This is a genomic window from Acetobacter nitrogenifigens DSM 23921 = NBRC 105050 (assembly GCF_000429165.1).
GTDB lineage: Bacteria > Pseudomonadota > Alphaproteobacteria > Acetobacterales > Acetobacteraceae > Acetobacter > Acetobacter nitrogenifigens.
On record NZ_AUBI01000006.1, the window covers coordinates 1 to 24295 of the forward strand.

Annotated in this window: 21 protein-coding genes, 1 tRNA gene and 1 pseudogene; 10 read left to right on the forward strand and 13 right to left on the reverse strand. The window is 56.7% G+C overall.

Annotation, left to right across the window (positions count from 1 at the left end; translation table 11 throughout):
• Positions 1 to 265, reverse strand: a 265-nt coding sequence (locus G442_RS0109830; protein WP_154660363.1) for a transposase, incomplete at its 3' end; no start/stop codon positions are given.
• Between the two features lie 328 nt (positions 266 to 593).
• On the opposite strand from G442_RS0109830, the gene G442_RS0109835 reads away from it, so the two are divergent.
• Positions 594 to 2744 carry a prolyl oligopeptidase family serine peptidase gene (locus tag G442_RS0109835; RefSeq protein ID WP_026397869.1) on the forward strand — a complete coding sequence of 717 codons (2151 nt, stop codon included), beginning with the start codon at positions 594 to 596 and terminating at the stop codon, positions 2742 to 2744.
• 249 nt (positions 2745 to 2993) lie between these two features.
• Here G442_RS0109835 and hemJ read toward each other — a convergent pair whose 3' ends face one another.
• The 3 genes from hemJ to hemE are packed head-to-tail and all read right to left on the reverse strand — an operon-like array spanning position 2994 to position 5136.
• Positions 2994 to 3443, reverse strand: a complete 450-nt coding sequence (gene hemJ, locus G442_RS0109840; protein WP_026397870.1) for a protoporphyrinogen oxidase HemJ — start codon at positions 3441 to 3443, stop codon at positions 2994 to 2996.
• The gene (locus tag G442_RS0109845; protein WP_026397871.1) at positions 3440 to 4150 is read right to left on the reverse strand and encodes an HAD family hydrolase; all 711 of its coding nucleotides are present in this window, start codon (positions 4148 to 4150) and stop codon (positions 3440 to 3442) included. Before G442_RS0109845 ends, hemJ begins: the two co-directional genes overlap by 4 nt.
• Positions 4147 to 5136, reverse strand: coding sequence for a uroporphyrinogen decarboxylase (gene hemE / locus G442_RS0109850; RefSeq protein WP_246789416.1), 990 nt, complete (start codon positions 5134 to 5136; stop codon positions 4147 to 4149). The genes G442_RS0109845 and hemE overlap by 4 nt, the downstream gene beginning before the upstream one ends.
• A gap of 513 nt (positions 5137 to 5649) precedes the next feature.
• On the opposite strand from hemE, the gene G442_RS0109855 reads away from it, so the two are divergent.
• On the forward strand, positions 5650 to 6276 hold the full coding sequence (locus G442_RS0109855; RefSeq protein WP_026397873.1) for a Maf family protein: 627 nt from the start codon (positions 5650 to 5652) through the stop codon (positions 6274 to 6276).
• 105 nt (positions 6277 to 6381) lie between these two features.
• A tRNA-Ala gene (locus G442_RS0109860) sits at positions 6382 to 6457 on the forward strand.
• A 242-nt stretch (positions 6458 to 6699) separates the two neighbouring features.
• Here the strand turns inward: G442_RS0109860 and G442_RS0109865 are convergent.
• Entirely contained in the window at positions 6700 to 6930 is a 231-nt protein-coding gene (locus G442_RS0109865; RefSeq protein ID WP_026397874.1) for a hypothetical protein, read from the reverse strand.
• A gap of 690 nt (positions 6931 to 7620) precedes the next feature.
• Here G442_RS0109865 and G442_RS21680 point away from each other — a divergent pair.
• Positions 7621 to 8124: a Spy/CpxP family protein refolding chaperone gene (locus G442_RS21680; RefSeq protein WP_035376453.1), complete on the forward strand. Its 504-nt coding sequence runs from the start codon at positions 7621 to 7623 to the stop codon at positions 8122 to 8124.
• Between the two features lie 70 nt (positions 8125 to 8194).
• On the opposite strand, the gene G442_RS0109880 is transcribed toward G442_RS21680, so the two are convergent.
• From G442_RS0109880 to G442_RS0109905, 6 genes are all read right to left on the reverse strand, one after another.
• Positions 8195 to 9673, reverse strand: coding sequence for an MFS transporter (locus tag G442_RS0109880; protein ID WP_026397875.1), 1479 nt, complete (start codon positions 9671 to 9673; stop codon positions 8195 to 8197).
• 287 nt (positions 9674 to 9960) lie between these two features.
• Positions 9961 to 11085 (reverse strand): AI-2E family transporter, encoded by a 1125-nt coding sequence (locus G442_RS0109885; RefSeq protein ID WP_084440488.1) that lies wholly within the window; start codon positions 11083 to 11085, stop codon positions 9961 to 9963.
• A 327-nt stretch (positions 11086 to 11412) separates the two neighbouring features.
• Complete coding sequence (locus G442_RS0109890) at positions 11413 to 12543, reverse strand: glycosyltransferase family 32 protein (RefSeq protein WP_026397877.1); 1131 nt, start codon at positions 12541 to 12543, stop codon at positions 11413 to 11415.
• A 176-nt stretch (positions 12544 to 12719) separates the two neighbouring features.
• Positions 12720 to 14072 carry an oxygen-independent coproporphyrinogen III oxidase gene (gene hemN, locus G442_RS0109895; RefSeq protein WP_026397878.1) on the reverse strand — a complete coding sequence of 451 codons (1353 nt, stop codon included), beginning with the start codon at positions 14070 to 14072 and terminating at the stop codon, positions 12720 to 12722.
• A 2-nt stretch (positions 14073 to 14074) separates the two neighbouring features.
• Positions 14075 to 14857, reverse strand: coding sequence for an OmpW/AlkL family protein (locus G442_RS0109900; protein ID WP_026397879.1), 783 nt, complete (start codon positions 14855 to 14857; stop codon positions 14075 to 14077).
• A gap of 75 nt (positions 14858 to 14932) precedes the next feature.
• A complete protein-coding gene (locus G442_RS0109905; protein WP_146882272.1) occupies positions 14933 to 15421 on the reverse strand; it encodes a hypothetical protein in 489 nt (162 codons plus the stop codon).
• Between the two features lie 419 nt (positions 15422 to 15840).
• Here G442_RS0109905 and G442_RS0109910 point away from each other — a divergent pair, with 419 nt between their 5' ends.
• Together G442_RS0109910 and G442_RS21685 are read left to right on the forward strand one after the other, a co-directional pair.
• Positions 15841 to 16542 (forward strand): Crp/Fnr family transcriptional regulator, encoded by a 702-nt coding sequence (locus G442_RS0109910; RefSeq protein WP_174766885.1) that lies wholly within the window; start codon positions 15841 to 15843, stop codon positions 16540 to 16542.
• Between the two features lie 949 nt (positions 16543 to 17491).
• Positions 17492 to 17758 (forward strand): annotated as a pseudogene (locus G442_RS21685) (HU family DNA-binding protein); the annotation flags it as partial.
• A 348-nt stretch (positions 17759 to 18106) separates the two neighbouring features.
• On the opposite strand, the gene G442_RS0109920 reads toward G442_RS21685, so the two are convergent.
• Positions 18107 to 19255: an outer membrane beta-barrel protein gene (locus tag G442_RS0109920; protein ID WP_246789400.1), complete on the reverse strand. Its 1149-nt coding sequence runs from the start codon at positions 19253 to 19255 to the stop codon at positions 18107 to 18109.
• Between the two features lie 630 nt (positions 19256 to 19885).
• Here G442_RS0109920 and G442_RS0109925 point away from each other — a divergent pair.
• The 3 genes from G442_RS0109925 to G442_RS24380 are packed head-to-tail and all read left to right on the forward strand — an operon-like array spanning position 19886 to position 22627.
• Positions 19886 to 20623, forward strand: coding sequence for a class II aldolase/adducin family protein (locus tag G442_RS0109925; protein WP_026397883.1), 738 nt, complete (start codon positions 19886 to 19888; stop codon positions 20621 to 20623).
• Between the two features lie 55 nt (positions 20624 to 20678).
• On the forward strand, positions 20679 to 21800 hold the full coding sequence (locus G442_RS24375; protein WP_084440491.1) for a pesticin C-terminus-like muramidase: 1122 nt from the start codon (positions 20679 to 20681) through the stop codon (positions 21798 to 21800).
• Positions 21801 to 21829: 29 nt separating this feature from the next.
• On the forward strand, positions 21830 to 22627 hold the full coding sequence (locus G442_RS24380; RefSeq protein ID WP_084440492.1) for a lysozyme inhibitor LprI family protein: 798 nt from the start codon (positions 21830 to 21832) through the stop codon (positions 22625 to 22627).
• Positions 22628 to 22646: 19 nt separating this feature from the next.
• Here G442_RS24380 and G442_RS21695 read toward each other — a convergent pair whose 3' ends face one another.
• Positions 22647 to 23438: an MBL fold metallo-hydrolase gene (locus tag G442_RS21695; RefSeq protein ID WP_051292175.1), complete on the reverse strand. Its 792-nt coding sequence runs from the start codon at positions 23436 to 23438 to the stop codon at positions 22647 to 22649.
• 210 nt (positions 23439 to 23648) lie between these two features.
• Here G442_RS21695 and G442_RS21700 point away from each other — a divergent pair, with 210 nt between their 5' ends.
• Entirely contained in the window at positions 23649 to 24161 is a 513-nt protein-coding gene (locus tag G442_RS21700) for a DUF2938 family protein (RefSeq protein ID WP_161628349.1), read from the forward strand.
• The last annotated feature ends 134 nt before the right edge of the window (positions 24162 to 24295 follow it).

Below are 24295 nucleotides of genomic sequence, written 5' to 3' on the forward strand. Positions count from 1 at the left end.
AAGCCGAATCCTGACCCTTCGCCTGTTCAAACAGAGCCTGCCAGACGCCGAGCTTTGCCCAGCGGATGAAGAGTTGGGCTGCCGTCCACCAGGGGCCGAGTTCAGCAGGAATGGAGCGCCATTTCGCGCCGTTCTGATGGCGCCAGAAAATCGCTGACATGGTCCGTCGCAGATCGCGAGGCGGGGTTTTGCCTTTCGGACGAACCGTCTCGATCAGAGGTTCCCAGATCGACCATGCATCATCGGAAAATACAGACTGTATCATGCTCATGACAAAGAGCTATGCAGTGCGCTCCGTCTTTCAAGACCTAACAGGCCCTAGCATCATGTATTCTTTTTGAGCACTGATGTCACATAAAAAATTATCTCGGCACGTTTTTATATTTGTAAATATTTCATGATATTAATATAATAATAATAATTCTAATAAGTAATTTCGTGATATATTTTGTTTACATTCTGAATGCTGTTCATAAAAATTACAAAAATTTTCACTCTTAGTTTTACATATATGTGATGTTTAAACACAAACCAATTGCATTTGTGTAGGACGGATTTCGCCCGCTAGAGTCGCAGCAAGGAAGGAAAACTTCATGCGCCCATCATATTTCACTCTTGCTGCCCTCATCGTCGCACACACAGGCCTGTCGGCGCCGCTGAAAGCAGCCACAAGTCGTGACGCAACAGATTATCTAGGTGAAATAGAAGGGGTAAAGGCGCTCGAGTGGGTAAACGCCCAGAATCGCCGAACATCCAACACACTTGAAAGCGATCCCCGTTATAAAGGGTTTTACGACGACGCGCTCGCAGTGGGCCAAAGTCAGGACCGGCTGCCTAAACCCCGCTTTCTTGCCGGACAGATATGGAATTTCTGGCAAGATGCCGGGCACCCGCGCGGCGTTTGGCGCCAAACGACGCTGGACGCCTACCGGCAGCAATTTATCAGCTGGGTCACGCGTCTCGACATCGACGCGCTCGCAAAAAAAGAAAACAAAAATTGGGTGTTCCAGGGCGCTGACTGTCTTGCGCCCAAGGACCGGTATTGTCTTGTCGCCCTGTCCAACGGAGGGGAAGACGCACAAACCTTGAGAGAATACGACACCCATATGGGGCTATTCGTTCAAAACGGTTTCAGTCTGCCACGCTCCAAACAGTCGTCTGCATGGGTGGACCGCGATACAATTCTGGTGGGCCGCGACTGGGACGGAGCCGGGACGACCCTGACCACGTCCGGCTACCCTTTCGTGATCAAGCGTGTGGGACACACACAATCTCTGGAGGACGCAGTAGAAGTCGCGCGAGGAGAAAAGAGCGACGTCGCTGTCGAGCCTGTATCTCTGACAGACGGCGACGGCCACAAAATCGTGCTCATCCGACGCTCTCCGACATTCTTTACCAGCCGGTTCGCGATTCTCGACGGAATGGACAGCGCGCTGGAGGGGAAAGGACCAGGGCATCTCCGCTGGCTAGCATTGCCTGATCACATAGAGTTGCAGGGCATGCTTCGCGGACGACTGATTTTTACCGTGAATGAGGATTGGACGCTTCCCGACCGCCGGCTCATTCCAGCAGGTAGTCTGGTCTCCGTGGCTCCTGCGGCGAGCGATCAGGACGTCGAACTTCTTTTCACCCCCAACGACTCCCAGGCGCTTGATGAAGTCGCCGTGACGCGAAATACTGTCGTAGTTACCTACTTCGAGAATGTTCGCGGTCGAGCGATGACCATGACTGCCCCGAAAAAGGCTGGCGAACCCTGGGCGAAACACGTCCTGCCTTTGCCAGACATGTCGACAGTTCACATTGTCGATGCCGATCGGACATCCGACAGGGCGTTCCTGACGGCCGAGGGATACATCTCCCCACCGCAGTTGTGGCTGGTGGGCGATGTTTTCGGGAAGGCTGAAAAGATCCGTGAAACCCAAGCTATGTTCGACGCCACCGGCCTGACTGTGGAACAGCTTTGGGCGCGATCAAAGGACGGCGCCAGAGTCCCCTATTTTGCCGTACATTCCAAAATGATGAAGAAAGATGGGACCAATCCAACGTTGCTGACGGCTTACGGCGGATTTCAGGCATCTTATACGCCCAGCTATGCACCCGAGATCGGCCGCCTATGGCTTACAAGGGGCGGCGTTTATGTCGTGGCAAATATCCGCGGCGGCGGCGAGTTCGGCCCAGCATGGCACGAAGCAGGACGAAAAACTAAGCGTCAGACAATTTACGACGATTTTTCCTCGGTAGGTCGCGATCTCGTTGCACAGGGAATTACGTCCGTCGCACATCTTGGCATTCGAGGCCGTTCCAATGGCGGCTTGCTGATGGGTGTAGAATTCACCCAGCATCCAGAACTGTGGAACGCAGTTATAATCGGCGTTCCACTTCTCGATATGCTCCATTACGAGACTATGTCCGCCGGAGCATCATGGGTGGATGAATATGGTTCGATGAGCGTTCCGGCGGAACGGCTTTTTCTGGAGTCTATTTCGCCGTTGCAACATCTTCAGGACAAAATTCATTATCCTGAACCGTTCATTTTCACTTCGACAAAGGACGATAGGGTTGGCCCAGTGCATGCGCGGCGCTTCGCCGCACGCTTGAAAGAACTTGACGTGCCGTTCTTGTATTATGAGGATACGGAAGGCGGACATTCCGGAACGGTCAACGCGAGGGAAGTCGCCCATGAACGCGCATTGGAAGGCGTCTATCTTTCACAAAAGCTGATAGATAAACCAGATGCCCATTAGATATGCGACGATCGTAAAAATTACATGTTACATGCATAAAATTCGTCAGATTCAGGCTTCCTGTTGCCTCAGTGGCAATAGGCAGCCCATTTTCAAAACATCCGCCGTTCAGAAAATACAGAATTTAATTCTTAAAATATCACTTGGTTGGTATGTTAGATAAAAATCGAGTTTTATAAATATTAACTCGAAAAAATTAATATCATTTCTTCCAAGTATGTTCTATGTGTTTAAAATCCATACAAAACATCAAAATGGCTTCACAACGACCATAATCACGATCACAATCATCAAAATCGTCGGCACTTCATTTGCGATTCTGTAAAATTTCTCTGATCGGACATTTTTGTCGTCCGCAAAATCACGACGCCACTTCGCGCAAGCTCCATGAAAGGCAAACATACCTGCAAGGGCTAGAAGTTTGGTATGCCACCATCCCGCTTTCCAATCTACCACTCCTGGAGTCAGAACAAGAAGCACGCCAAATGCTAATGACACCATCATCGCCGGATTGATAATTGCGCGCAGAAGTCGACGTTCCATAATTTTAAAACGTTCGCTCTCCTGGGAACCTTTTATCACCTGGCAATGATAGACGAACAGACGCGGCAGATAAAACAGACCGGCCATCCACGCGATCACCGCCATGATGTGCATCGCCTTTAACCACGGATACCAAGGCTGCAACACGCTTATCATGGTGTTTTCAGTTTTTGGGAAAATAGTGCATTTTCCAAAATTGGCTGAAATTCCTTTAGCGTTTCAATTCGAATCAGATTATCTTCATATGGAGCGGACTCTTGTGCTGGACGAAGAAGGACACAAGTCATTCCGGCCGCGAGAGCTGCCCGAGCCCCTGTATCGCTATCTTCCAACACGACGCATTCTGCAGGCGTCACGCCTTCGAGGGACGCAGCATAAAGATACACATCCGGATCAGGTTTCGGCTTTTTCATATCCCTTGCTGAGTGAATGCGTCCATCGAGTCGATCATAAAGACCGGTGACACGGAATTTCACATCCATCTCGGCCATTGAAGAGTTTGATCCCACTCGAACAGGCAAGCCCAAGTTGATGACGCCATCCAGCATCGCATGTGCGCCGTCGACAAGATCAACACCATGCCCAAAAGCCTGAACAAAGCGATCCTGAATTGTGAGACACCAGTTCTCACCCAGACTGCTACCTATAGCCTCTTCAATATCCGTCTGGATCGAAGAAAGCGCCCTTCCAGCGAACCGCGCGACGGCAGCTTCGTCGGGCACATCCAGTCCCGCCTCCCGCGCGGCTTCCGCGACAATCCGGCAACTCGTCGCCTCGCTGTCGACCAGAACGCCGTCGCAATCGAAGATTACAAGCCGCAATCTGCCTTCAGGCGATAGCGCCGAACCGCACGTCAATGTCATGTGTCGATGTTTCGGATAGTCGCGATCAGTTCGCCAACATGCTCAGGCGGCGTGGTGGGCAGAACGCCGTGGCCAAGATTGAAGACATGGGCTCTGCCACGTCCTGCTTCCCGAACGGCCAGAGCCTCCCGACGCATCGCTTCGCCACCCGCAAGAACCGATATCGGATCAAGGTTTCCCTGCAGCACCAGTCCCGGCGGAGCCTGAGCCGCAATCGCCTTGATATCCGCCCCGGTGTCGAGCGCCAGAGCGTCGACCCCGGTTTCGCGAGCGTATTCCAGGGCCATGATGCCCGCCAGTCGAGGGAAACCGATGATTTTGACGCAAGGATGGCGGGCCTTCAATGCGGCGACGATCTGGCGCGCAGGGGCAATCACATGACGGCGAAATTCCGTAGGAGGCAAAAGCCCGGCCCAGGAATCGAACAACATCACCGCCTGCGCACCTGCTTCGATCTGCGCCGAAAGCATATCCACCGTGCTTTCCGTCAGCAGAGCTATCAGCCGGTCGAACAGAGACGGTTCGGAAAACGCCATCAACCGGGTTTGCGCAAACTCTCGCGAACTACCGCCGTCGACCATGTAGCAAGAGACCGTAAAGGGCGCCCCGGCAAATCCCAGCAACGTTACGCTGTTGGCGGGCGCCGCTCCAACGGGTTCGCTCAGGGCGCGGCGTAGCCGAGACAATGTTTCCATAACTGGCGCAGTGACCTCCGCCACGCGACGGGGATTCAGCCGCGCCAGATCAGATTCACTGCGAATCGGTTCGAGGACCGGACCTTTATTTTCAATGAAATCAAGAGATTGTCCCATTGCCCACGGGAGAATCAGAATGTCCGAAAACAGAATGGCACCGTCCATCGCAAAACGACGAATCGGCTGCAGCGTCAGCTCAGTCGCGATATCCGGCGTCATGCACCGGGTGAGAAAATTCGCCTTTTCGCGAAACGCCCGGAATTCGGGGAGGAAACGCCCTGCCTGCCGCATCAGCCATACCGGAGGAGGCCATACGGCTTCACCGTTCAGCGTTCGTAAGAGCCGCCGACCTTGATGCGTCGTATTTTCCACCGTCACCGCCCGTTCACCTCGTATCTCGATCAGTGCCGCCATCTCTAAACAAGAAAAGAGAAGAAAGAAATATTGGGTTTGTTATGAGCCCTGTGGATTAAGGGGTACCCGTCTTTCCAAAAACGTACCCCATGTTTCCCCAGATGTGTACAGATTGCGACCCGTTGAAAAATAGACGTTTTTTGAAGTTATCCCGATTTACTCGCAGGAAGGCTGTGTACAACTCACCGTACCCGGGGGCGAAGGACTTGTCCCCGGTACTCGGTACCGCCGAACTACGCCTCTAGTACTATCCACATGTACCCCAGTACTAAACGGCCTGCCCACCGAAGTACTCACCTCCCGCATCACACCCAATGTTTCGAGTCGATTGTCGAGAGCTATGTAGAGATCGCAAAAACCGACTCGGAAACTGTCACTGGAGGACGTCATATGCAGCGTGAACTGATGGAAAAGCCCCCACTCTTGCTCGCAAGCGGTTCGAGTGCGCGACGTTCGATTCTGGCGGCGGCGGGGCTGGATTTCACATGGCGAGCCGCGCCGGTCGACGAGGCGCTCTACAAGACGCGGGCGCGCGCCATTGGTCAGGACGCTGATGCGGTGGCGCTGGCGCTGGCTGAAGCAAAAGCTGCGGCTGTCGGAGGGATCCCCGGCGTCTCCAGAACGTCCCTGATCATAGGGGCGGACCAGATGTTGAGTTGTGAGGGGCGATGGTTCGACAAGCCCGCGGACATCGAGGGCGCGCGCAACCAACTTCGAGATCTGAGAGGGCGGACCCATCGGCTGCACAGCTCCGTGACGCTTTGGCATGATGGAGAAGTTATATGGCGGCATGTCGCGCACGCTTTCATGACAATGCGAACATTCTCGGACGCGTTTCTCGAGGGATATCTGGAGCAAGAGGCCGATGCATGCCTCTCCTGCGTCGGTGGGTATCGGGTGGAGGGGCCAGGCATTCAACTGTTCGAGGCGGTCACCGGCGACCAGTCCGCTATCCTTGGCCTGCCGATGCTCCCGCTTCTTGGGGCGTTGCGTCGCTATGGCGTAATCGGGGTGTAGGGTGAATGGCAGCTTTAGATTTTATCCTGCGATAGGGGTTGCCAGAGGCTTTCAGCAAGGTTATACCGCGCCCACTCCGTAGGACGCCGCAGGCGACCTTAGCGAGGGGCCATAGCTCAGTTGGGAGAGCGCCTGAATGGCATTCAGGAGGTCGTCGGTTCGATTCCGATTGGCTCCACCACTTCCCATCTACAAATTTTCAAAATTCGGTAGGTGATTGAACTGCGGTGGTCGAGTCTCCGGACTCTTTTGAATCACACCGCCCGCGACTCCATGAAAACTTGATATCTTTGATAGCGGTCGAAAAATCTGCGCGTGAAACTGGCGCAGTTGAGGCCTCCGATCCGACTCAGGCTTTTGCCCCTTTGCTGGCGCAGGCTCCCAATACATCCCTGTGCTGCAGGGTCAGGGAGAGCAGCGGAATTACGGGCCAAACGGGTAAGAAAACTGGTGCGGGGCGTTCCAGTAGGCGGCCAGTTCGTTGTCGGTCAGCACGCGGTCACGCGACGAGTTGCCGCCTTCAACGATCAGATCTCCGAAGGAATTGGCTTCAATCAGTTGCCTGGCGAATTCTAATCTGAAGTGCAGCGTGCGGGGTTTTATCGTGGTTGCGCCAGATGAAGGAGCCACTCCATGCCACGTGGATATGCCCACCTCAGCTTCCCCGAACGCCGTCTGATAGCAACCCTTAGGGAAGCTCTGAGGTCAGCCTGCGCGAGATCGCCGGCAGGACGGGTCCTCACTACTCGACGATCTCCCGTGAACTGTGACGCAACACCCATCGCAGCGACGAGACTGATCTGATTGGCTCTCTGGTCTCGGCAGAATCGTCTCGATGACGCCTGCTTAGCCGAAGCCTGTGAAGCCGCCGCCGCACTTGCAAGAGGAGCTTCCTGCCTGTCCTTACTGTAATTTCGCTGTCACTAATTCCGCTGGCTCGTCGCGGCAAATTGCTGCGCGCCTGAAGGTAGGCTTTTGGTCGGAGCGTAATACAGAGCTTTCCGTTTTGCCCGTTTTTCAAGACTGCTTCGAAGAATCTCGTAGGTATTTCATTCCGTAGCGAGATCAGAACGATATACACATGCTCACTGGAGGCTAATTTCGCTGTTTTAACCGCCGTTCCTCCTAATTCCGGAGCAATGCTGCAATGCCATTGGAAATCATGCCAACCTTCATCCATGAAAGGCAGTTAAGTGCACGTTCACTTCAGATGAAGTCGTTACATCGGTCGGCCGCCTACTTACATTTCGTAGCAATGCTGGAGCGCGTCGTGACGCATACTTGGGTTGTGGTCATGTAAATCGGGCGAGTGACTTCGAATCCCGCCCCTCAGGATGGAAAACGATGAAGCGGACTTTGCTTGCAGTACTGCCTACGATGGCGATCGCTCTGGGCTCTTTTGGTCTGATCGGCTGCGCCGTCGCCCACGATCATCCGCCCATGGAGGCTGGTCCGGGCCCTCATGGTCCCGGCATGGGCGGACCAGGCTTTCCGATGCTCGAAGGGCTCGATCTTACGTCGAAGCAGAAATCGGCGCTACACGACATCTTCAAGCAGGTTCATGAGGACAAAAAGGACGCTCGTGATCAGGGACGTGATCTTCACGAGCAGATCACGAACATCCTGTTGACCCCGGGCGCTGTCGACAAGACGCAACTGGCTACCTTGCAGCAGCAGGAAGAGGCTTTGCACGCCAAGGAAGACGCCGCCCGTCTGGACGTCGCCGTGAAGATTCATGATCTTCTGACGCCGGAGCAGCTTGCGAAGGCGAAGGCGCGGCACGATCAGGTGTCTGCACTTCTCAAGCAACTGCACGACATTGAACGCCCCGGCCCGCAACCGGAATAATTTTCCAAAAACGCTCATTTTGTAACAATTCTGGAGGCCGCGCGTCTCCAGAATCATGGCGATGATGACCTCATCGCCGTGATGACGACAGTGGCGCCGCCACGGTCTCCAGAGATTGGCCCTCCGCGTCGACGCCCCACTTCAGGGTGACGGCCGCCGCGGCCAACATCAGAATCGCTGAAGCCAGGTAGCCGTAGGCAAGTGGTAACGGTCCGGGCTCCTCGATCAGGTGGCCGAACAGCATTGGCGCCGCGACGCCCCCGAACAGTGTGCCGACGGCATAAAACAATGCGATGGCCAGAGCGCGCATTTCCAACGGAAATATCTCGCTGGCGGTAAGGTAGGCGGCGCTGGCGGCGGCGGACGCGAAAAAGAAAATGGCCGACCAGAAAACTGTCTGCGTAAACGCCGTCAGAACGTTGTCGCCAAACAGCCAGGATACAGCCAGCATGAGCGCGCCGGAGACACCGTAACTGATCGCGATCATACGCCGCCGGCCAATCGTGTCGAAAAATCGACCCAGCAGGAGCGGCCCCAGCAGATTGCCGAGGGCGAGCGGAAATATATAAAGCCCTACACGCTCGTCCGCGACATGGCCGTAACGCGTCAGGACAAGGCCGTAGGTGAAGAACACTGCGTTGTAGAGAAAGGCCTGGGCGATCATCAGCACCAGCACATAGGCCGCACGGCTTCGGTAATCGCCGATCATGACCTTCAGACAGTCGAGCAGCGAAAAACTTCCTGCAGGATAAATCGTCACCGTTGGCAGAATTTCGTTGATTGCGGTTGTTTCGACGCCACCGGCGTGAACGCGGCGTTCGATCTGCTCCACGACGCTTTCAGCCTCCACGCCGCGGCGATGTGTCATCAGCCATCTTGGACTTTCCGGAACCCAGCGGCGCAGGACAACGACCGCTCCGCCCAGAATGGCGCCGATCACGAAAAGTAGACGCCAGACGACAGGAACCGGCAGCAGTTGCGACTTCAGCAACCCCATCGATGCCCCGGCTCCCAGGGCCGCACCCGCCCAGAATGTGCCGTTAACAAACAGATCGACGCGCCCCCGCACTCTGGCGGGCACAAGCTCGTCGATTGCGGAGTTTATGGCCGCGTATTCCCCGCCGATTCCAAACCCGGTGATCATCCGGAAAGTCATGAAACTGGTTGCATTCCAGGACAGGCCGCTCAATCCGACGCCGATAATGTAGAGGGCCAGGGTGATTACGAATATATGCCGGCGACCCATCCGGTCCGTAGCCCAACCGAACCCGAGCGCCCCCAGCACAGCGCCAGCCACGTAAGCGGAAGCAGCCTCCCCAACCTGTGCGTCAGTCAGCGAGAGCGTGTCGGGTCTTTTCAACACCGGGCCGAGCGTACCCACGATGGTCACTTCCAGCCCGTCCAGAATCCAGGTGACGCCTAGCGCCGCTACGAGCAGAGTGTGGAATCGTGACCATGGAAGGCGGTCCAGACGCGCCGGAATGGTGGTGCGTAAGGGTTGCGCGTCGGTTAAATCGGAAGCGACGGTCCGCGGCCGTTGGGCGGGCATAGAGAGGTGGCGTCCTTCGGGCGTTTTCCGTTGCTCCAAACCGGGCAAGCTACCCGCATCTTCGTTCGTAAGCTCGCCAGGACGCAACTTGTGGCGGACGTTATGCAGCCTGATCGGTTCGATACACGAACCGATGCTGTAAACCAGTTAATGCAACGACGGAGCGCAGGCGCAACGAGGAGGCGCTGGACTGGGGGGCAAAAAACGTCTTGCTCGAACAGTGACGCCCGAGGTTGATGAGAAACGAAGAACTGCGTCACTCACGGTTTGCCGACGCTCTCCGGCGCTCAGGCGTTGACCGCACGCCCCTCCCTGTTGGCTCTGGTGGAGCCGAAACGCCAGCAGAGATGCGCCAGCGCCATTAGGGTAGGTCCGGCGAAAAGGCCGATCAGGCCCCAGGTTTCCAGGCCTCCGAGAATACCAAGAAGGACCCAGACGAAGGGTAGGCGGATAGAGCCGCCGATCAGGACAGGTCTGATGAAGTGGTCTGCAAGAAACAGGACAACGCCGCCGAACACGGCGACGCATGCGGCCGCGACGACACTTCCTTTGATCAGAATCAGAGCGACGCTGAGAGCGACCGCAACTGAGCCGAGCATTGGAATCATGGACGCCAGGGCGGTGAATATACCGAGCAGGAGTGGCTGAGGCGCGCCCGCGACGACGTAGGACAGGCCGATGACAAGGCCCTCCCCCAATCCGACCAGAACCAGTCCGGCCATTGAGCCGCGCACGGCGCCGACGATCTGTCGCTGCGCCATACGGCCTCGTGGGCCGAAAAGACGCCAGATCAGCAGGTCTAGCCCGTTTGTCAGGCGCGCACCTGAACGCAGGAGAAAGAACAGGATCAGCAGCGTGAAGGTCAGGAGCACCAGTCTGTTGGCGACGTCATGGCCGAGATGCTCGATAGCGCCAAGACTCTGTTCAGTCCGTAGGTGGCGCACTAGTTCGCGTGCGCTGTCCGGTTGAGCCAGATTGCTCGCCCACCAGCTTTCCGCCTGCGCTTTGCCCCATGGAAGACGGTCCAGCCACGCCGGCTGCGGGACGCCGTCGGCCATGATTTGTTTGACCCATGCAGATCCGTCCTTGGCTTCACTTGCCGCTGCGCCGATGAGAAAGCCGGCAGGCACGACGAAAGCGAGTCCGATGGCGGCGACAATGGAGGCGGGAATAAGCGTAGCTGAATGGCGTGACGTCCATCGCCGCTGCAGCCATATCATCAACGGCCAACATGTGACCCCGAGGACGGCGCTCCAAAGAAGAGCGACACGAAACCGCCCCAGCGTATAGAGGGTAAGGCCGACGATTATGGCGACAAGCACGCCCTGCGCCCAGAATTGGAACGTGCGTCGGCCCGGCGGGCGGATGCCGGGTCGAAGGTCGGGGAGCGACTGGTCAGGAGTAGAGTGCATGTGTTGCTCTGGCGAAAGAAAAGTGATCGGAGGCGTAAATGCTGAGATGTGTGGTTTCTGCTGAAACCCGGGATATTCAACGCAAATCCTGCCACGGTGTTCAATCGCCAGAGACGTCGTCGTCCGTAATTATCCAGACGGCGCCACCGGCCAAGCAGGCTTGAATCGAAGTGCGAGTTGCACGGAGAGGCGCGTTGTACAATCAATCCCCGCTGATTGCGTCAGGTTCGACGGGGCACATGCATTACGACCCGTAATCGGGCGGCGTTCGCTATGCAAAAAACGATGGAAGATGCAGCTCCGAATTATATGAGCGCACCGATGCGCTTATGAATTCACGGTGTGCCAGGTTTTTCCCTCGAATTTGTATTTGACGTCGAACTCTTCGATGACGTCGTTGAAAGTGGCCTGATCGTAAATCCTCATGGACGGCAGACCGCCGAGGCGGTTGAAGTCGGCGTGGAAAGCCCTGTTCACAGCGCGATTGAAGACGCCGGGCCCTGTTTTGTATGGAATATAAAGCCCCGGATAGAGGTAGCTGTTTCTGTAAAGAGACAGAAGTATGTCGCCGAGAATAGGGCTGTTGGAGATCGATCCGAAAAAATCATTGTGGATGTAATGATTGTTTGTCAGAAGAAATACGTGATCTCTGCCATGATCCAGTCGTTCGAAGAAAACCTGCTCCGATTTCAGGCGTATATCCGCGTCCAGCCACCACCCGCCAAGTTGCTGGATGACATGCACGCGCAGGAAGTCAGCGGCTTCCGCCGGGTGTCGCGACGACAGAAACAGGTTCCGCGCTTCAACGCCGTAGACGTCATAAAGCCATTGAGCGGCTTCTTCCTGATCGAAAATCTTTACGTCTACGCCCTGAAGGGAGCGGTGATAGGAGAAATTTTTCTCGATTTCCTCGGGAGGGTTTTGGTCCCAGTACATATAGATTTTTCTGGGAATCGCGCCGAAAGTCGAATTCGCGCCGCTGCAAAGGGTGTCGCGATAGACATTGCGCATAACCTCCAGATAGAGGCAGTCGCACTCTTCCCCTGTATGAAACTCATCGTAGCAGTTGCCCATGACACGGGCGGCTTTGACAAAATCGCCGGTCCGCCACGCTGCCTGAATGCCAGTGATATAGTTGAAATAGGGTATGGAGAGAGCCCGCAACTGCTTCAGATCGTCGTCAGCGGGCGTCTCGCCGCTTTTCAGTTCGCACAGAAGACTGACATGCAACAGCGTGTGCGCCGGAGGCATCTGGTGCGGCTGTTTTGAATGCAGGTCGTAAGCTCTCCGGTAGAGACGGGCGGCTTCCGCGACGCAGCGATCCGTGTGGAGGATGTTAGCAAGGGCGAAAGCGTCTTCGACAGTCTTGCAGCCATGTTCACCGAGATAGGCTACGGCGCGTTCGTTTCCGGCCAGATCGCTTGCCGACAAGTCGCTGAGGGTGCTGGTTTCGGACATTCAAACCGCTCCGGACGCAGATTAGCTAGGTCCTGTTCTAGGGAAGCTTTGGGACAGGCACAAGCACGCGCAGAACGAAGGAAATCGGGAGATTTGCGATCGGCCGGGAGTTCCGCATTTGCGGACCCCACTGGAACGACGTCGAAGAACAGGCCGCTTCATCGAGCCGCGTGTGGTCAGATCGCCTGAGCATAGCGAGGCGTCGTGTCGTCCCCGTTCGGGAGGTAACGGTCGAAGACCGCCGCGATATGACGCAGAAACGGCCGTCCGGCTTCAGTAATAAACAATCGACCGCCATCGACGGAGACGAGGCCATCACGAGCCAGAGCGTCGAGAGCAGATTGCTCCCGTTGAAAAAGGCCCTCCGCAAGATCAACGGGCGCGCCACACATGATACGCTCGATCTGGCGTCGTCGGACAAGATCGTCGCCAGAAAACGCGACGCCGCGCGCGACGGGAAGCGAGGACGAAGCATCCAGTTCACGCGCATAGGCGGCAGCTGAAACGACGTTCTGGGCGTAGCCTTGGGGAAAGGAGGAGATCGCGGAAGCCCCGAAGCCGAGAAGAGTTTCCGCCTCGTCGGTTGTGTAGCCCTGGAAGTTGCGCCGAAGCGAGCCCTCGCGTGCAGCCTTGGCCAATGCGTCGTCCGGCAGGGCGTAGTGATCGAGGCCTACAGCCTCGTAACCATGCGCGCGAAGGGTCAAGTCGATAATTTCCCGCTGCGCCAGCCGTTCGGCGCCGCCAGGCAGATCAGAGTCCTTGATCAGGCTCTGTCGTTTTTGTTTCCAGGGCACATGCGCGTAACCAAACACCGCGAGGCGATCAGGGCGGAGACTGGCGATCCTGTCGGCAGTCTGCCGTGCGCCGTCCGTCGTCTGCAGGGGTAAACCGTAGATCAGATCTATGTTCACGCTGTGAAACCCTGCTCGTCGCAGCGCTGCGACGCAGGTCTCGGTTTGCTCGAAACTTTGTATTCGGCCGCAGGCGTGTTGCACAGTCGGATCTATATCCTGAACGCCAAGGCTGCCGCGGGTGAAGCCCATTGCGGCGAGGTTTTTCGCCATGGCCTCTGAAAAATGGCGGGGATCCAACTCTACGCATTGCTCGACGTCAGGCTTCAGGTCGAAGAGCTTCTGTACTTCAGCGAGTATGGCTTGCAGTGTTTCGGCTGGCAGCGTCGTCGGCGTGCCGCCGCCGAAATGGATATGAGCGACAGGAAGAAGACGCTCCGCCTGCGGCATGAGGGCGACGACCCGCCGAAGCTCTTCGATCAGAAGCTCGCCGTATGCCCTGCGCGCTGGCTCCGAACGGACCACGGAGGTGTTGCAGCCGCAAAAGCGGCATAGCTCGTCACAGAATGGCACATGGAAATAGAGGGAGGCCGGCTTGGCCGGAGGAAGACGTCGCAGCCAGGCGGCGACGTCTTCTGAACCGACCGCGTCCGTAAAACAGGCCGCGGTCGGGTAACTTGTATAGCGCGGCAGATTGCCGTTGTAGCGCGCCAGCAAATCGGCGGTCGCCACACTCATTTTCAGAAACGGTACCCGATGCCCATGCCAACGACGGTCGGATCGAGTGAATCATGCGCCTTGATAAAAGCCCCCGACCCACGATCGTTCGCCCAGGCGTGAGCGCGCATGAAGATCTGCTTTACGTCGACGTTGAAGAACCAGTTGCCGACAAGCTGGTAGTCGAAACCGGCATTGATCGCCGGACCGCCGGTCACGCCCATGTTCAGTTTCTGCACCAGACCGCCAGCCGGAGAGACGTTGTGGAACCAGGTTAGCGAGCCGCCCACGCCCAGATACGGGTTGAAGCGTTTGTGGGGGCGAAAGTGCCACGCGAAGGTGACGGTTGGCGGAAGCACCCATGCGCTACCGACGTCGATGTGGCCGTAAGGCGTGGAGTCGGCGGCGATTTCATGCCGTGTGCTGGCCGCAATCAGATCGACCGAAACGTTGTCGGTAAAGAAATACTCAAACGTGAATTCCGGCGCCGCCTGACGCGTGGCCTTGACTCGGCCCGGGATCGCGGCCCCGTTCAGCCAGAGCTTGCTGTCGCGGTCTTGCGGAAGAACGCCAATTGCAGACAGGCGGACGATGAAATCACCGCGCCCCAGCCCAATCCGCGTGCTGGCGCAGGTTTCGAACAGACCACAATGACTGCTGTGGGAAATAGGAGCCGCGACCGGAGCGGCCACAGGCGCGTTGATATAGGAGGCAGCTGCGGATTGCGCCGCCTGTGCGTGGGCGGCGCCGGTGAAGGCGCTCGCCGCAAGCAGCGCTGCGGCCAATGCGGAGCGGTATGCGGTCATGGCTGGTCGTCTTTCAGAAAAACTTTACGTCGAGACGGACAAACCATGGTGATCACGAAGAAGCCTTGATTTGGATCAAGAAAATGGCTGTTCCATCGGTTTGTGGTTTTTCTGCAGCACCACGATTTCGTCGGCTATTCCGGCCGCATGGAATTCAAAAGCCATAGCCATGTCCTGCGCGGCTATATGGTATTCCGTTTCTACGCACCCGAGACGGGCCGCTACCCTGACGCTTTCCGCCGCGATTGCGTGCACCACGGGCCAACTCGCGCCGCAGGTGGCGACGATGATGGAGTTCACAATCAACCGTGTCTTTCCACCACGCTTTGTCTCGCGACGATAAATAGCCAGACCGCAAGGGGCTCGCGCCCCTTCGTAACGCGCCAGTAGGCCGCCCTGCGTAGGGTTTTCGTTTTCGCGCGTCAGAATGCGAGCGGTGCGCATCCAGTCGCCGGGCGTCATGGAAGGCGTCTTCAGTCTCATCAGCGGATAGGCGACGAGAAGGTCGTGTCGCCCCATGGGTTCGACCTGAATGGGAATGGCGTTCGTGCGCTTTTGCGCCATTGTGTGCATCATCCCTGCCAGTTCGCGTTTGCCCACAAGATTGTCAGGAAATGCTCGCGCTTAGCGAACGCGCCTCCGAATGACTACGTTTGTCACGTGTTTTATGCGTCGTAGCGAAACGACCTTTGGAGGTCGTGCGATCAGGCGCGGTAATTGCACGTCAATTCACCAGCAGCGGGCTTTCACGAATAATCTTCTGTGTCGCGTTGGTGGCTGGTGGAGCCGGGTCGGGACAATGATATAAATCAAGAAATTATTCGAACGGAGGGGATGCGGTTTGCGCGTTCTCGCGGTAAAACAACGCGCATCTGCGCCTGGACCATACTCGCGGTCTGCATAAGGAGGATAAAAACCTCGTGTCGACTGTATCTTTATCGGATCAAGCACTCCGCCGGCCTCGGCGGCTTGTATTGGCTGGCATGGAAGGTTGCACAAATTGCGCCGCCTGCGAAGTTCGTGGTCATGGCGTGTGCAGCGCTCTTGCCGACAAGGAACTGGAGCGCTTGTCCCGCGCCGCCGTAAAAGTGACTGTGCCTGCTGGCCACGTGTTTATCGAGGAGGGATCGGCTGCTCACGATTTCTTCAACGTTACTGGCGGCACGGTGAAGCTGTTCAAGTCGCTTCCCGACGGGCGGCGGCAGATAACGGGATTTGTCGGCGTAGGGCATTTTCTGGGGCTGGCCGTTTCCGATCATTACGCTTTTGGCGCTGAATCGGTCGAGCAAGTTCAGTTGTGTCGTTTTTCGCGCACGAAGCTTGAGACGCTCATGGAGGAGTTTCCAAGCATAGAGCGCCGTCTGCTCGCCGAAGCCGCGAACGAGCTGGTGGCGGCTCAGGATCAGATGCTGCTCTTGGGGCGCAAGACGGCGCATGAACGCGTCGCAAGCTTCCTGTGTGGTCGTTTGGTGGAAAAATATGGGGAGTGCATGCCGCCCGCGGCCGATATCTTTCTCCCCATGACGCGCGCCGATATTGCAGATTTTCTAGGTCTTACGGTCGAGACTGTGAGCCGCACCTTCAGCCGCTTGCGGCGGGAGCATCTGATCGGGGCTGGCGCAGGGCAGGATATTCACATTCCGTCGGTGAGCCGGCTTGAAGCGATCGGCAGCGGTGACGGCTAAGCGGCGTCTTTTGTTCGATTTTAATGGAACTTATAGGAAAAATACATTTCCTATTGCCTTCAAGACGCGCCTGTATCAGAGCTGGAAATTTTTACGATCATTCACCAAAGATTATTGCTCCGCAAAATTGTTGAACCGATCTGTTTATTGAGGGCATGCCGCAGTAGCGCGTACGGACACAGCGAGCAGGGCGTCATCCGTTTTCCAGAGCGTACTGGTCCGGCGTGATCGGTTCACGATTTCACCGGTGCCTTGATTTTCGGGAAGAAAAGGCAGCCATTTTCGTGTGAATCGGCACAGGAAATGCGCCGCGCTGCGAGATACGCCGTGTGAGAGGAACATATGTTCTCAACCGGCGCATTATCGCCTGAAATGCTCTGCTATATCGGGATTTTGCGTGGGGTTGGAAATTTCCGCTTCTGACGGTGATGTCGGTATTCTCCAAACCTTGCTTTAAAGTGCTACGCGTCGTCCCAAGACAGGAGGTTGTCTTAATCTGGCGTTGATTTTTCCAAACGGACTCTATGTGCTCTCCTTGGGCTTACGAATTCACCTTTAGCAATTTGGGGAAGATGAGCGAACAAAAGTAGAATGCTTTACAAAACGTAAAAAATAATTTTCTGATCAAAATTAATCCATGCAAAAATGTCGTGTTCTGATAAGCGTTCACATCCAGATGCGACGTGTGATCGATGTACGTAACGGATTCGAATCTAACTCTCCAGAAAATTGCGTTGTTTGCGCCATGTCGGTTTCAAGCATTTTCTGGGACCGAACATTCTGATTTTATGTGTTCTTTGGGACGCCCTGAGCGGAAAAGCCGGGCGAATGAGAAAATCTTCTTGGTCCAGACTGAAACTGATGATTGTCATGCGTCCTTGCGTCGCTGTATGTGCATGGGAACGCGGTGTGCGTCGCACCGGCGGGTTTACGGAGTTATAGTTTACACATGAGCAAAGCGTTCATTGCAGCGGTGCTGCAGGACTCCTTCGGGAGCACGGGAGTCGCCGCGCAGAAGGCGGCTGAAGATTTGATCGATGCGATCGTCGGCGAGTTGCTGTCGACCGGTGGTTTCACGCTGCCGAGCTTCGGCGCGTTCACCGTTCACGACACGCCTGCCCGCAATGCCCTGAATCCCCGCACTGGCGAGCCCGTGAAGGTGCAGGCTGGCAGCACGGTGCGTTTCAAGGTTTCCCCGGTCCTGCGCAAGACGGTCACCGAAATTCGTAAGAAGCCCGCCGCGAAGAAGAGCGCCGCTTCAAAGGCCGCCGCGCCCGCGAAAAAGGCCGCCAAGTCCGCCGCCATCGAGAAGGCTCCCGCCGCCGCGCGTCGCGGTCGCAAGTGATCTGACCGACCAGTCCGGTCGCGCCGGAACTCTTCTGGCGCGCATGGCGGCGCGGAAGCGCCGCCATGCGGTTCTCCTCATTCAAGGAGGAGAAGTGGCGGGTTACCGCCCTGCATTTTCTAGTTGTACCTGCCCGCAGTAACGAGCAGCCCCGGCGTCCTCGCATACGGGGGGCCCCGTTGCGCTTCCCTTGGCGCCATGAAACAGGCGTAAGAGCGGTTAAAAACCCAGAACCATATCCACTCCAAACGTGAACTGCCCGACATTGCGAAGGTCGTTGAAGGGCGTGGTGCCGTTCAAAGAGCGGTCAAATCGAATTTCCGGCCTTATCTCGAACAGCTTCACGCCATGCCCGGTCTCCGGCCGCCAGGTGGCGCCGAGCGTAAGCGCTCCATACGTCGTCGCCGGCGCAGATTGCGTTGCTGCCGATTTGCCGAAAAGTGCGCGCATATAAGCTGTGTCCGACAGGAAGCTTGTGACCACCAGTCCGGTGTTGTCGCGAAATATCTCCCCCCGATAGTTCAGAGTGAGAGTCGGCGTCAGGTGGTAGCTCAGAAAGCTGACAAATCCATATGTGTCGGCGCGCAGGCCTGCATCGTGCATGACGTTCAGCTCGCCAGTCAGGGTCAACTTGCTGCTGAGCTGATACGTGACGTCGAGGTCGTTCCAGAAGCGTTGCGCCCCGTTGGCGCGCGCGCCCAAAAGGCGAACGGCATTTTCCGGGCCGATGCGGCCAAGATAGGTCACTGCCAGCTTGCCGCCAGCCAGCCCCGTTCCGGTAAAGCCGAAATATCCCGCCGCCGCGCCGTTGTTGTCGCCGCCGCCGAACGAAGTCTGGTTGCCTGTGTCCACACCAAACAGAATGTCGAAATGTTTGTTGAGATGAAGTTGGAACATCGCGCCGACATGCTCGAACGGGGTCGCGAACTCTGTCGTGTAAGCCAGAGAATAGAACGGCCGCGTCGTAGGGTCGAGCGTCTCGATCCCCATCGGGGAGCCTAGAACCCCCGCCTGCACGTCGAGCCCGCGCCGGGTCAGCCAGGGAAGGTGCGCATCTATATGCGCCTGCGGCAGGATGAACTGATAACGCGAGGGGATCGCCCGGTCCGTGAGTCCGTCCAGATTGTAATAGCGAGCATCGGAGCCGTAGAGCGCGCGCAGGACAAAACCGAAATCATATCCGCTGGCGCCAGTGTCCACGGCCCGCGCCATCGTGGCCGTCAGCTGGTTAAGCTGAGCCTGATTGGCGCGATCTCCGATGAACTGACCATAATTGACGCCATTGCCGGGTCGGGCCGGGTTGGCGTTGACGCCGCCCTCGATCTGGGCCGCGAACGTCACGCTGGAAAGCCAGCCCTGCGCAGTCACGGCTTCAGACGTTGCGCCGTGCGCCGCTGCGGACGCGCCGGCAGCGGCGCATAGAGCCGCCGCCCGGATCCCGTTCCTCAGGGCGTACGGGGAGATCAGACGACCCTTCCGATGAGTGGCTTCATGATCGGTTCTCCGGCTTGTAAGCGTTACGCACTGCCCGTGCGCGGGTTGCGTCCCGTAAACATGCGGCTTGAGAGTGGTTCATTCTTTCCTGATGGATGAAAACGAGTATCGAGAAAGAATAAGGCAAATTATAGAAGACGACGCAAGAAAGCGTAGTGTATGACTGCGTTACGAAATCCAGTCCGTATTCAGAGCGATTTTTTCGAATACGAAATCTATAGAAAAAATATCCGGATCAAACCATCTTTTCCCCACGACGCATCGGTTTCTTCTGCGCCGGAGTTCCGTGACGTAGCGTCCGCCAAGCAAATCCCGTCTTGCAGACCACCTCTCGCGCACGAACGACGACCGGGCGCGTCATGCACGCTGCAGGTGCCTGTCCCGATGAAATGGCATTCTCCGCCCCGCCGCAACTTCAACAAACCGGGCGCACCCGATAGTATCGACATCGAAAGTAACGCGACGCCCCGCAAAGGGACGACCGCCGGAAAGGAGACGCACGACATGGACGCCGGAACGACCGAACAGAGCCTTCGCGAAGATCTGGCCGCCGCATATCGTCTGATCGCCCATTTCGGCATGACCGACCTTGTCTATACGCACCTGTCCGTGCGCCTGCCGGGGGACGCCAACCGGTTTCTGGTCAACCCCTACGGCTTCCTGTTCGAGGAAATCACCGCCAGTTCGCTCGTCATCGTCGACGCCGATGGACAGCCCGCGCAGAAGACCAGCCACGACGTCAACCCGGCGGGCTTCGTCATCCACTCCGCCATTCATCGCGAACACCACGACGCCGCCTGCGTCATGCACACCCATACGCTGGCGGGCATGGTGATCGCAGCGCAGGAGGGCGGCATCCTGCCGCTCAACCAGATCAGCATCGAGTTCTGTCGGGACGTCGCCTTCCACAGCTATGAAGGCGTGGCTGCCGACGACAACCTGAGCGAGCGGGAACGGCTGGTGCGCGACCTCGGCACGTGCAAGTCCATGATCCTCGCCAACCACGGCCTTCTGACCGTCGGCGCCACGGTCGCGGAGGCGTTCTACCGCATGTATTACCTTGAGCAAGCGTGTCGCATCCAGGTCGCGGCGCAGTCTACCGGCGCGAAATTGATCACGCCTTCCCCCGCCATGGTCGATCGCACCTTCGCGCAGTTCCAGAAAGAGGAGAACGTGGGAATGCTGGTGTGGACGGCGTTGAAGCGGAAGCTGGACCGGGAGCAGCCGGGGTATCGGGAGTAGAATAAAGCCTAAGATTTGGGCTAAAAGTGCTTCCGCGAGAGGACGGTAGCACACGATGGCCATTCAAAACAAAACGACGCCTCGTCCATATGTCCCTGTTGACGTCGCATGGAAAGCGGCGGACGAACGGGTCACGATACTGGACGATCGTATAGACATTGAAGACGATGCTGTATTCGTTTGGCTTAAAGCTCATCTCGTTCACGCCCATGGTCACGGGTTAACTAAGACGGTTATTGGAACGGGGCTTTTGCCACCAGCGTGGCGAGCGGTGACTCGGCGCTTTTCATCGCCTGTCGATGTTCAACACTTCATAAACGATCTTGGGCTTCGCGCTGATACAGTTCTTTCACTTCAAGCTATTTACAGGCAATTGACTCCCGCATCTGGTCCTGTTGATCGTGCTGCCCTCCTAAAGGCAGTAGGGGATGCTATTACGTGCGGACAAGCTTGGGTTTTGGAGGCTCGCCGCATGAAAAGCAGATTCTCAACGAAGACGAGTGAACAAGCTTTTGCTTTCATTAATCCGAAATTAGGTACGAATATAAACTTTCAGTTCATAGCGAGGGCTGAAGGCGATCAGTGGCTACGGGGTTATGTGCCTATGCAGCACGGAGTCGTCATTGGCCACAGCGGTATGACGGTTGCATCAGGTTTCGATTTAGGTCAATGGACCGTTGGTGATATGAAGAAGCAGGGTTTATCAGGACCTCTGCTAGAAAAAATACAACCATTTGCAAATCATAAAATGTTTGGAATGACAAAAGCGCAAGTGGTGGCTTTAATCGCTACGCTCGGTCCGGTTCCTGTTCTCACCAAGGATGAGGCCGATATTTGCGATATGATTATTTTCACCTCTATAACCAATACCGCAAAAATATCGTGGGACACTCAAGCTAAAAATAAAAATGGAGTGCCGCTATTCGCAGCGCTGCCTCAAGGTTGGCAAACTGTTTGGGTATCGAGATTCTACCAAGAGGGAGGAAGTCCCAAATTTTCGAGCGCCATTAATTTCAGGAGCAACGCATTGGCAGGTAATTGGCAGGATGCAATTGATGCACTCAACTCCTATACGAAATACCGGGACAGAATTACCTCGGAAATAAATTTCCTCAAACAGCAAATTCCGCCAAATATTCATGAAAGTGATAATAGAGAAAATTTACAAGCAAACTGAAGACTTTCACAAAAAAAATTGAGGAAGCAATGTCTGGTATTCGTGAAAACATGTCCGTATCCATGTTGGCCTCTGGAATAATGATGTTTCTTTGGAGCGTTTCGGCGTGGGCAATCAATTGTTCAAAAGCATCAAGTTCTGTAGAAAAAAAAATCTGCGAAAATTCGGATTTGATGAAAAAAGATAAAGAAATTTCCGATAATTATCAAACTCTTTTGAAAATGTCCTCGTCAAAAATAGCAGATGCCCTGCGCGCCCAGCAACGGCGTTGGGTGCAAGGGCGTGACGTCCAGTGCCGTCAGAACGCCACAGCTACCTGTTTGATGCCCCTTTATAACAATCGCCTAGATGAATTGACCGCCATGCTTAGTTCGGCCGGCACACAAGAAGACGGCTTGCTTGATACATTGAACCCTACGATCCTTCGTGGTCATTGGGTGGTGGAGCCATTGCAACGAAAAACAAGAGAACGCGACACCTCCTCGGAAGATGAAATCGAGCAACTGTCGAAACAACATCTTCCGAAAGCGGGAGATCAGATTACAGCGACACCTGAGGGGCTATGCGTCGGCGATAACCCATGTGAGGCCGTAAGCTGGTCGAAATCGACAGTCGGATCATTGATAGGAGCTGGTCGATATGAGGAGGACTTTCATCTGCGTCCTGAGCAAGATGTTTACTCCGGGCGCGTATTCGGAAAGTGGAGCTTGCCGATCATACTCGTTCCAGAATCAAACGGCGACATGCAAGCTATCGCCGCTATCTGTGCAACAGGAGGAGAACCCTGCTGGAACAGTTTCCAGCCATGGCGTACGAAAATAAAGTAAGTCCGGCGCCTCGCCGCTTTCACCTCACCCTCCAGCCCCTGTCCCCCCGTTCCGCCTCCCCCCGCAACTCCAACTCATCCAGCATAGCCCCCAACATTTCCGCCGACGCCCGGCGCAGCTTGTCCGGCATCGCGCCGTAAAGTTCGTCGCGCAACGCCTCCTCGCTGCGCCAGTCCTGCGTCAGAAGCCCCCGCGTCTGCTGGATCTTGCGCTGGCGTGCGCGGATCAGCCCCTGCACGAATGCTTCCGGTTCGGTGATAGTCGGGCCATGGGCGCTGAAGATCGCCTCGTACCCGGCAGACAACACCGATTGCAGGCTGTCGAGATAGAGCCGCATGTCGCCATGGGGCGAACGCGGAACAACAGTGGTCGACCACCCCATGATATGGTCGCCGGACAGTAACCGCCCGCCCCCGATATCGAGGCACACATGGTCCATCGAATGGCCCGGCGTCTTCACAAGCCGCAGGCCGGGCGCATGGAACGTATCGACGTCCAACCCGTGCGCGCCGCCATAGACCGTGGCGCCGCTCATCCGCGCGAGGGTCGCGGCCCCGGCCTCGTGGTCGTGATGCCAGTGCGTGACGAAGATGGCGGGCGTCCCTCCGCCGCAGGCGTCGAGCACGGCGCGTAGGTGCTCCGGGTCGTCCGGCCCCGGATCGAGTACCACCTTTCCCTCCGGCGTGTCGATCAGCCACGTGTTGGTGCCGTGATAGGTCATTGGGCCGGGATTGCGCGCGACGATGCGGATCAGCCCCTCGCTTTCGACGATCGTGCGACCGTATTCCGGTGTCGGCTCAAGGTATTTCATGGAATTCGCAGGCCTGTTGAAAACGCGCCGCGTTAATTAGGGGCAGGTTTCCGGTTTTGCATAGGGTTCGGGCGCGCTGCGGCGTCGCGATCACCAGACGTTGAGGTTGTCGGACTGCGAAAGACGCGCTGCAATATGGCGCAATCGGGGATGCGGACGTTACCCTTCCGGTTCGGATCACGAACAGGTTTCATCGTCAGAGGACAGGCAGTGCAGACATTCCTTTTCATAATGGTGGTCGGCGTCGGCTCGACGCTGGCGCTCGACCTGTGGGGTCTGATCGCAAGAAAAATGGGTTGGCTGCCCGGCGCGCACTGGCCGTCGGTGGGACGTTGGCTTCTTGGCCTTCCGGCGGGACGGTTCTTCTTTGACGGGACGAATACGGCCCCCAACACGACGACGGAAAGCGTTCTGGGCTGGGCGTTCCATTATGCCGTCGGTCTGGCGTACGCCGCGATGCTGCCTTTGTTCTGGGGCGCGGACTTTATTCGTGATCCGGGGCTCGGTCCGTGTCTGGTCATAGGGCTGGGTGTCAGCACCGTTGCGGGCCTGGGGTTCTTTATGCCTGCGATGGGTGGTGGCCTGTTTGCGCGCAAGACGCCGTCGCCGCCGATGACGATAGCCTATGTGCTGGTTGCTCATGCGGTCTTCGCGCTGGCCCAGTTTGCTCTGGCTCTGGCTCTGGCTCTGGCTCTGGCTTTTGGCGTCGCTGCGGCGATGTGACGAGAGGCGACGATCCGTCGAACGACAGGTCCGTGCGGCGGCGTGGCCGCCTGATGAGGCTCGTTGGCGGCGGGTAAGCGCGGAGGGCGAGCCTTCCTCGCCTTTTCGTCTCCGGGCGGCGGCTGTATGGTGCG

What these genes read in the sequence shown, in the direction of transcription:
- G442_RS0109835 (WP_026397869.1), top strand. Translation starts at nt 594, where the DNA reads ATGCGCCCATCATATTTCACTCTTGCTGCCCTCATCGTCGCACACACA.
- hemJ (WP_026397870.1), bottom strand. Translation starts at nt 3,443, where the DNA reads ATGATAAGCGTGTTGCAGCCTTGGTATCCGTGGTTAAAGGCGATGCAC.
- G442_RS0109845 (WP_026397871.1), bottom strand. Translation starts at nt 4,150, where the DNA reads ATGACATTGACGTGCGGTTCGGCGCTATCGCCTGAAGGCAGATTGCGG.
- hemE (WP_246789416.1), bottom strand. Translation starts at nt 5,136, where the DNA reads ATGCGGCAGGCAGGGCGTTTCCTCCCCGAATTCCGGGCGTTTCGCGAA.
- G442_RS0109855 (WP_026397873.1), top strand. Translation starts at nt 5,650, where the DNA reads ATGCAGCGTGAACTGATGGAAAAGCCCCCACTCTTGCTCGCAAGCGGT.
- G442_RS21680 (WP_035376453.1), top strand. Translation starts at nt 7,621, where the DNA reads ATGAAGCGGACTTTGCTTGCAGTACTGCCTACGATGGCGATCGCTCTG.
- G442_RS0109880 (WP_026397875.1), bottom strand. Translation starts at nt 9,673, where the DNA reads ATGCCCGCCCAACGGCCGCGGACCGTCGCTTCCGATTTAACCGACGCG.
- G442_RS0109885 (WP_084440488.1), bottom strand. Translation starts at nt 11,085, where the DNA reads ATGCACTCTACTCCTGACCAGTCGCTCCCCGACCTTCGACCCGGCATC.
- G442_RS0109890 (WP_026397877.1), bottom strand. Translation starts at nt 12,543, where the DNA reads ATGTCCGAAACCAGCACCCTCAGCGACTTGTCGGCAAGCGATCTGGCC.
- hemN (WP_026397878.1), bottom strand. Translation starts at nt 14,072, where the DNA reads ATGAGTGTGGCGACCGCCGATTTGCTGGCGCGCTACAACGGCAATCTG.
- G442_RS0109900 (WP_026397879.1), bottom strand. Translation starts at nt 14,857, where the DNA reads ATGACCGCATACCGCTCCGCATTGGCCGCAGCGCTGCTTGCGGCGAGC.
- G442_RS0109905 (WP_146882272.1), bottom strand. Translation starts at nt 15,421, where the DNA reads ATGGCGCAAAAGCGCACGAACGCCATTCCCATTCAGGTCGAACCCATG.
- G442_RS0109910 (WP_174766885.1), top strand. Translation starts at nt 15,841, where the DNA reads ATGGAAGGTTGCACAAATTGCGCCGCCTGCGAAGTTCGTGGTCATGGC.
- G442_RS0109925 (WP_026397883.1), top strand. Translation starts at nt 19,886, where the DNA reads ATGGACGCCGGAACGACCGAACAGAGCCTTCGCGAAGATCTGGCCGCC.
- G442_RS24375 (WP_084440491.1), top strand. Translation starts at nt 20,679, where the DNA reads ATGGCCATTCAAAACAAAACGACGCCTCGTCCATATGTCCCTGTTGAC.
- G442_RS24380 (WP_084440492.1), top strand. Translation starts at nt 21,830, where the DNA reads ATGTCTGGTATTCGTGAAAACATGTCCGTATCCATGTTGGCCTCTGGA.
- G442_RS21695 (WP_051292175.1), bottom strand. Translation starts at nt 23,438, where the DNA reads ATGAAATACCTTGAGCCGACACCGGAATACGGTCGCACGATCGTCGAA.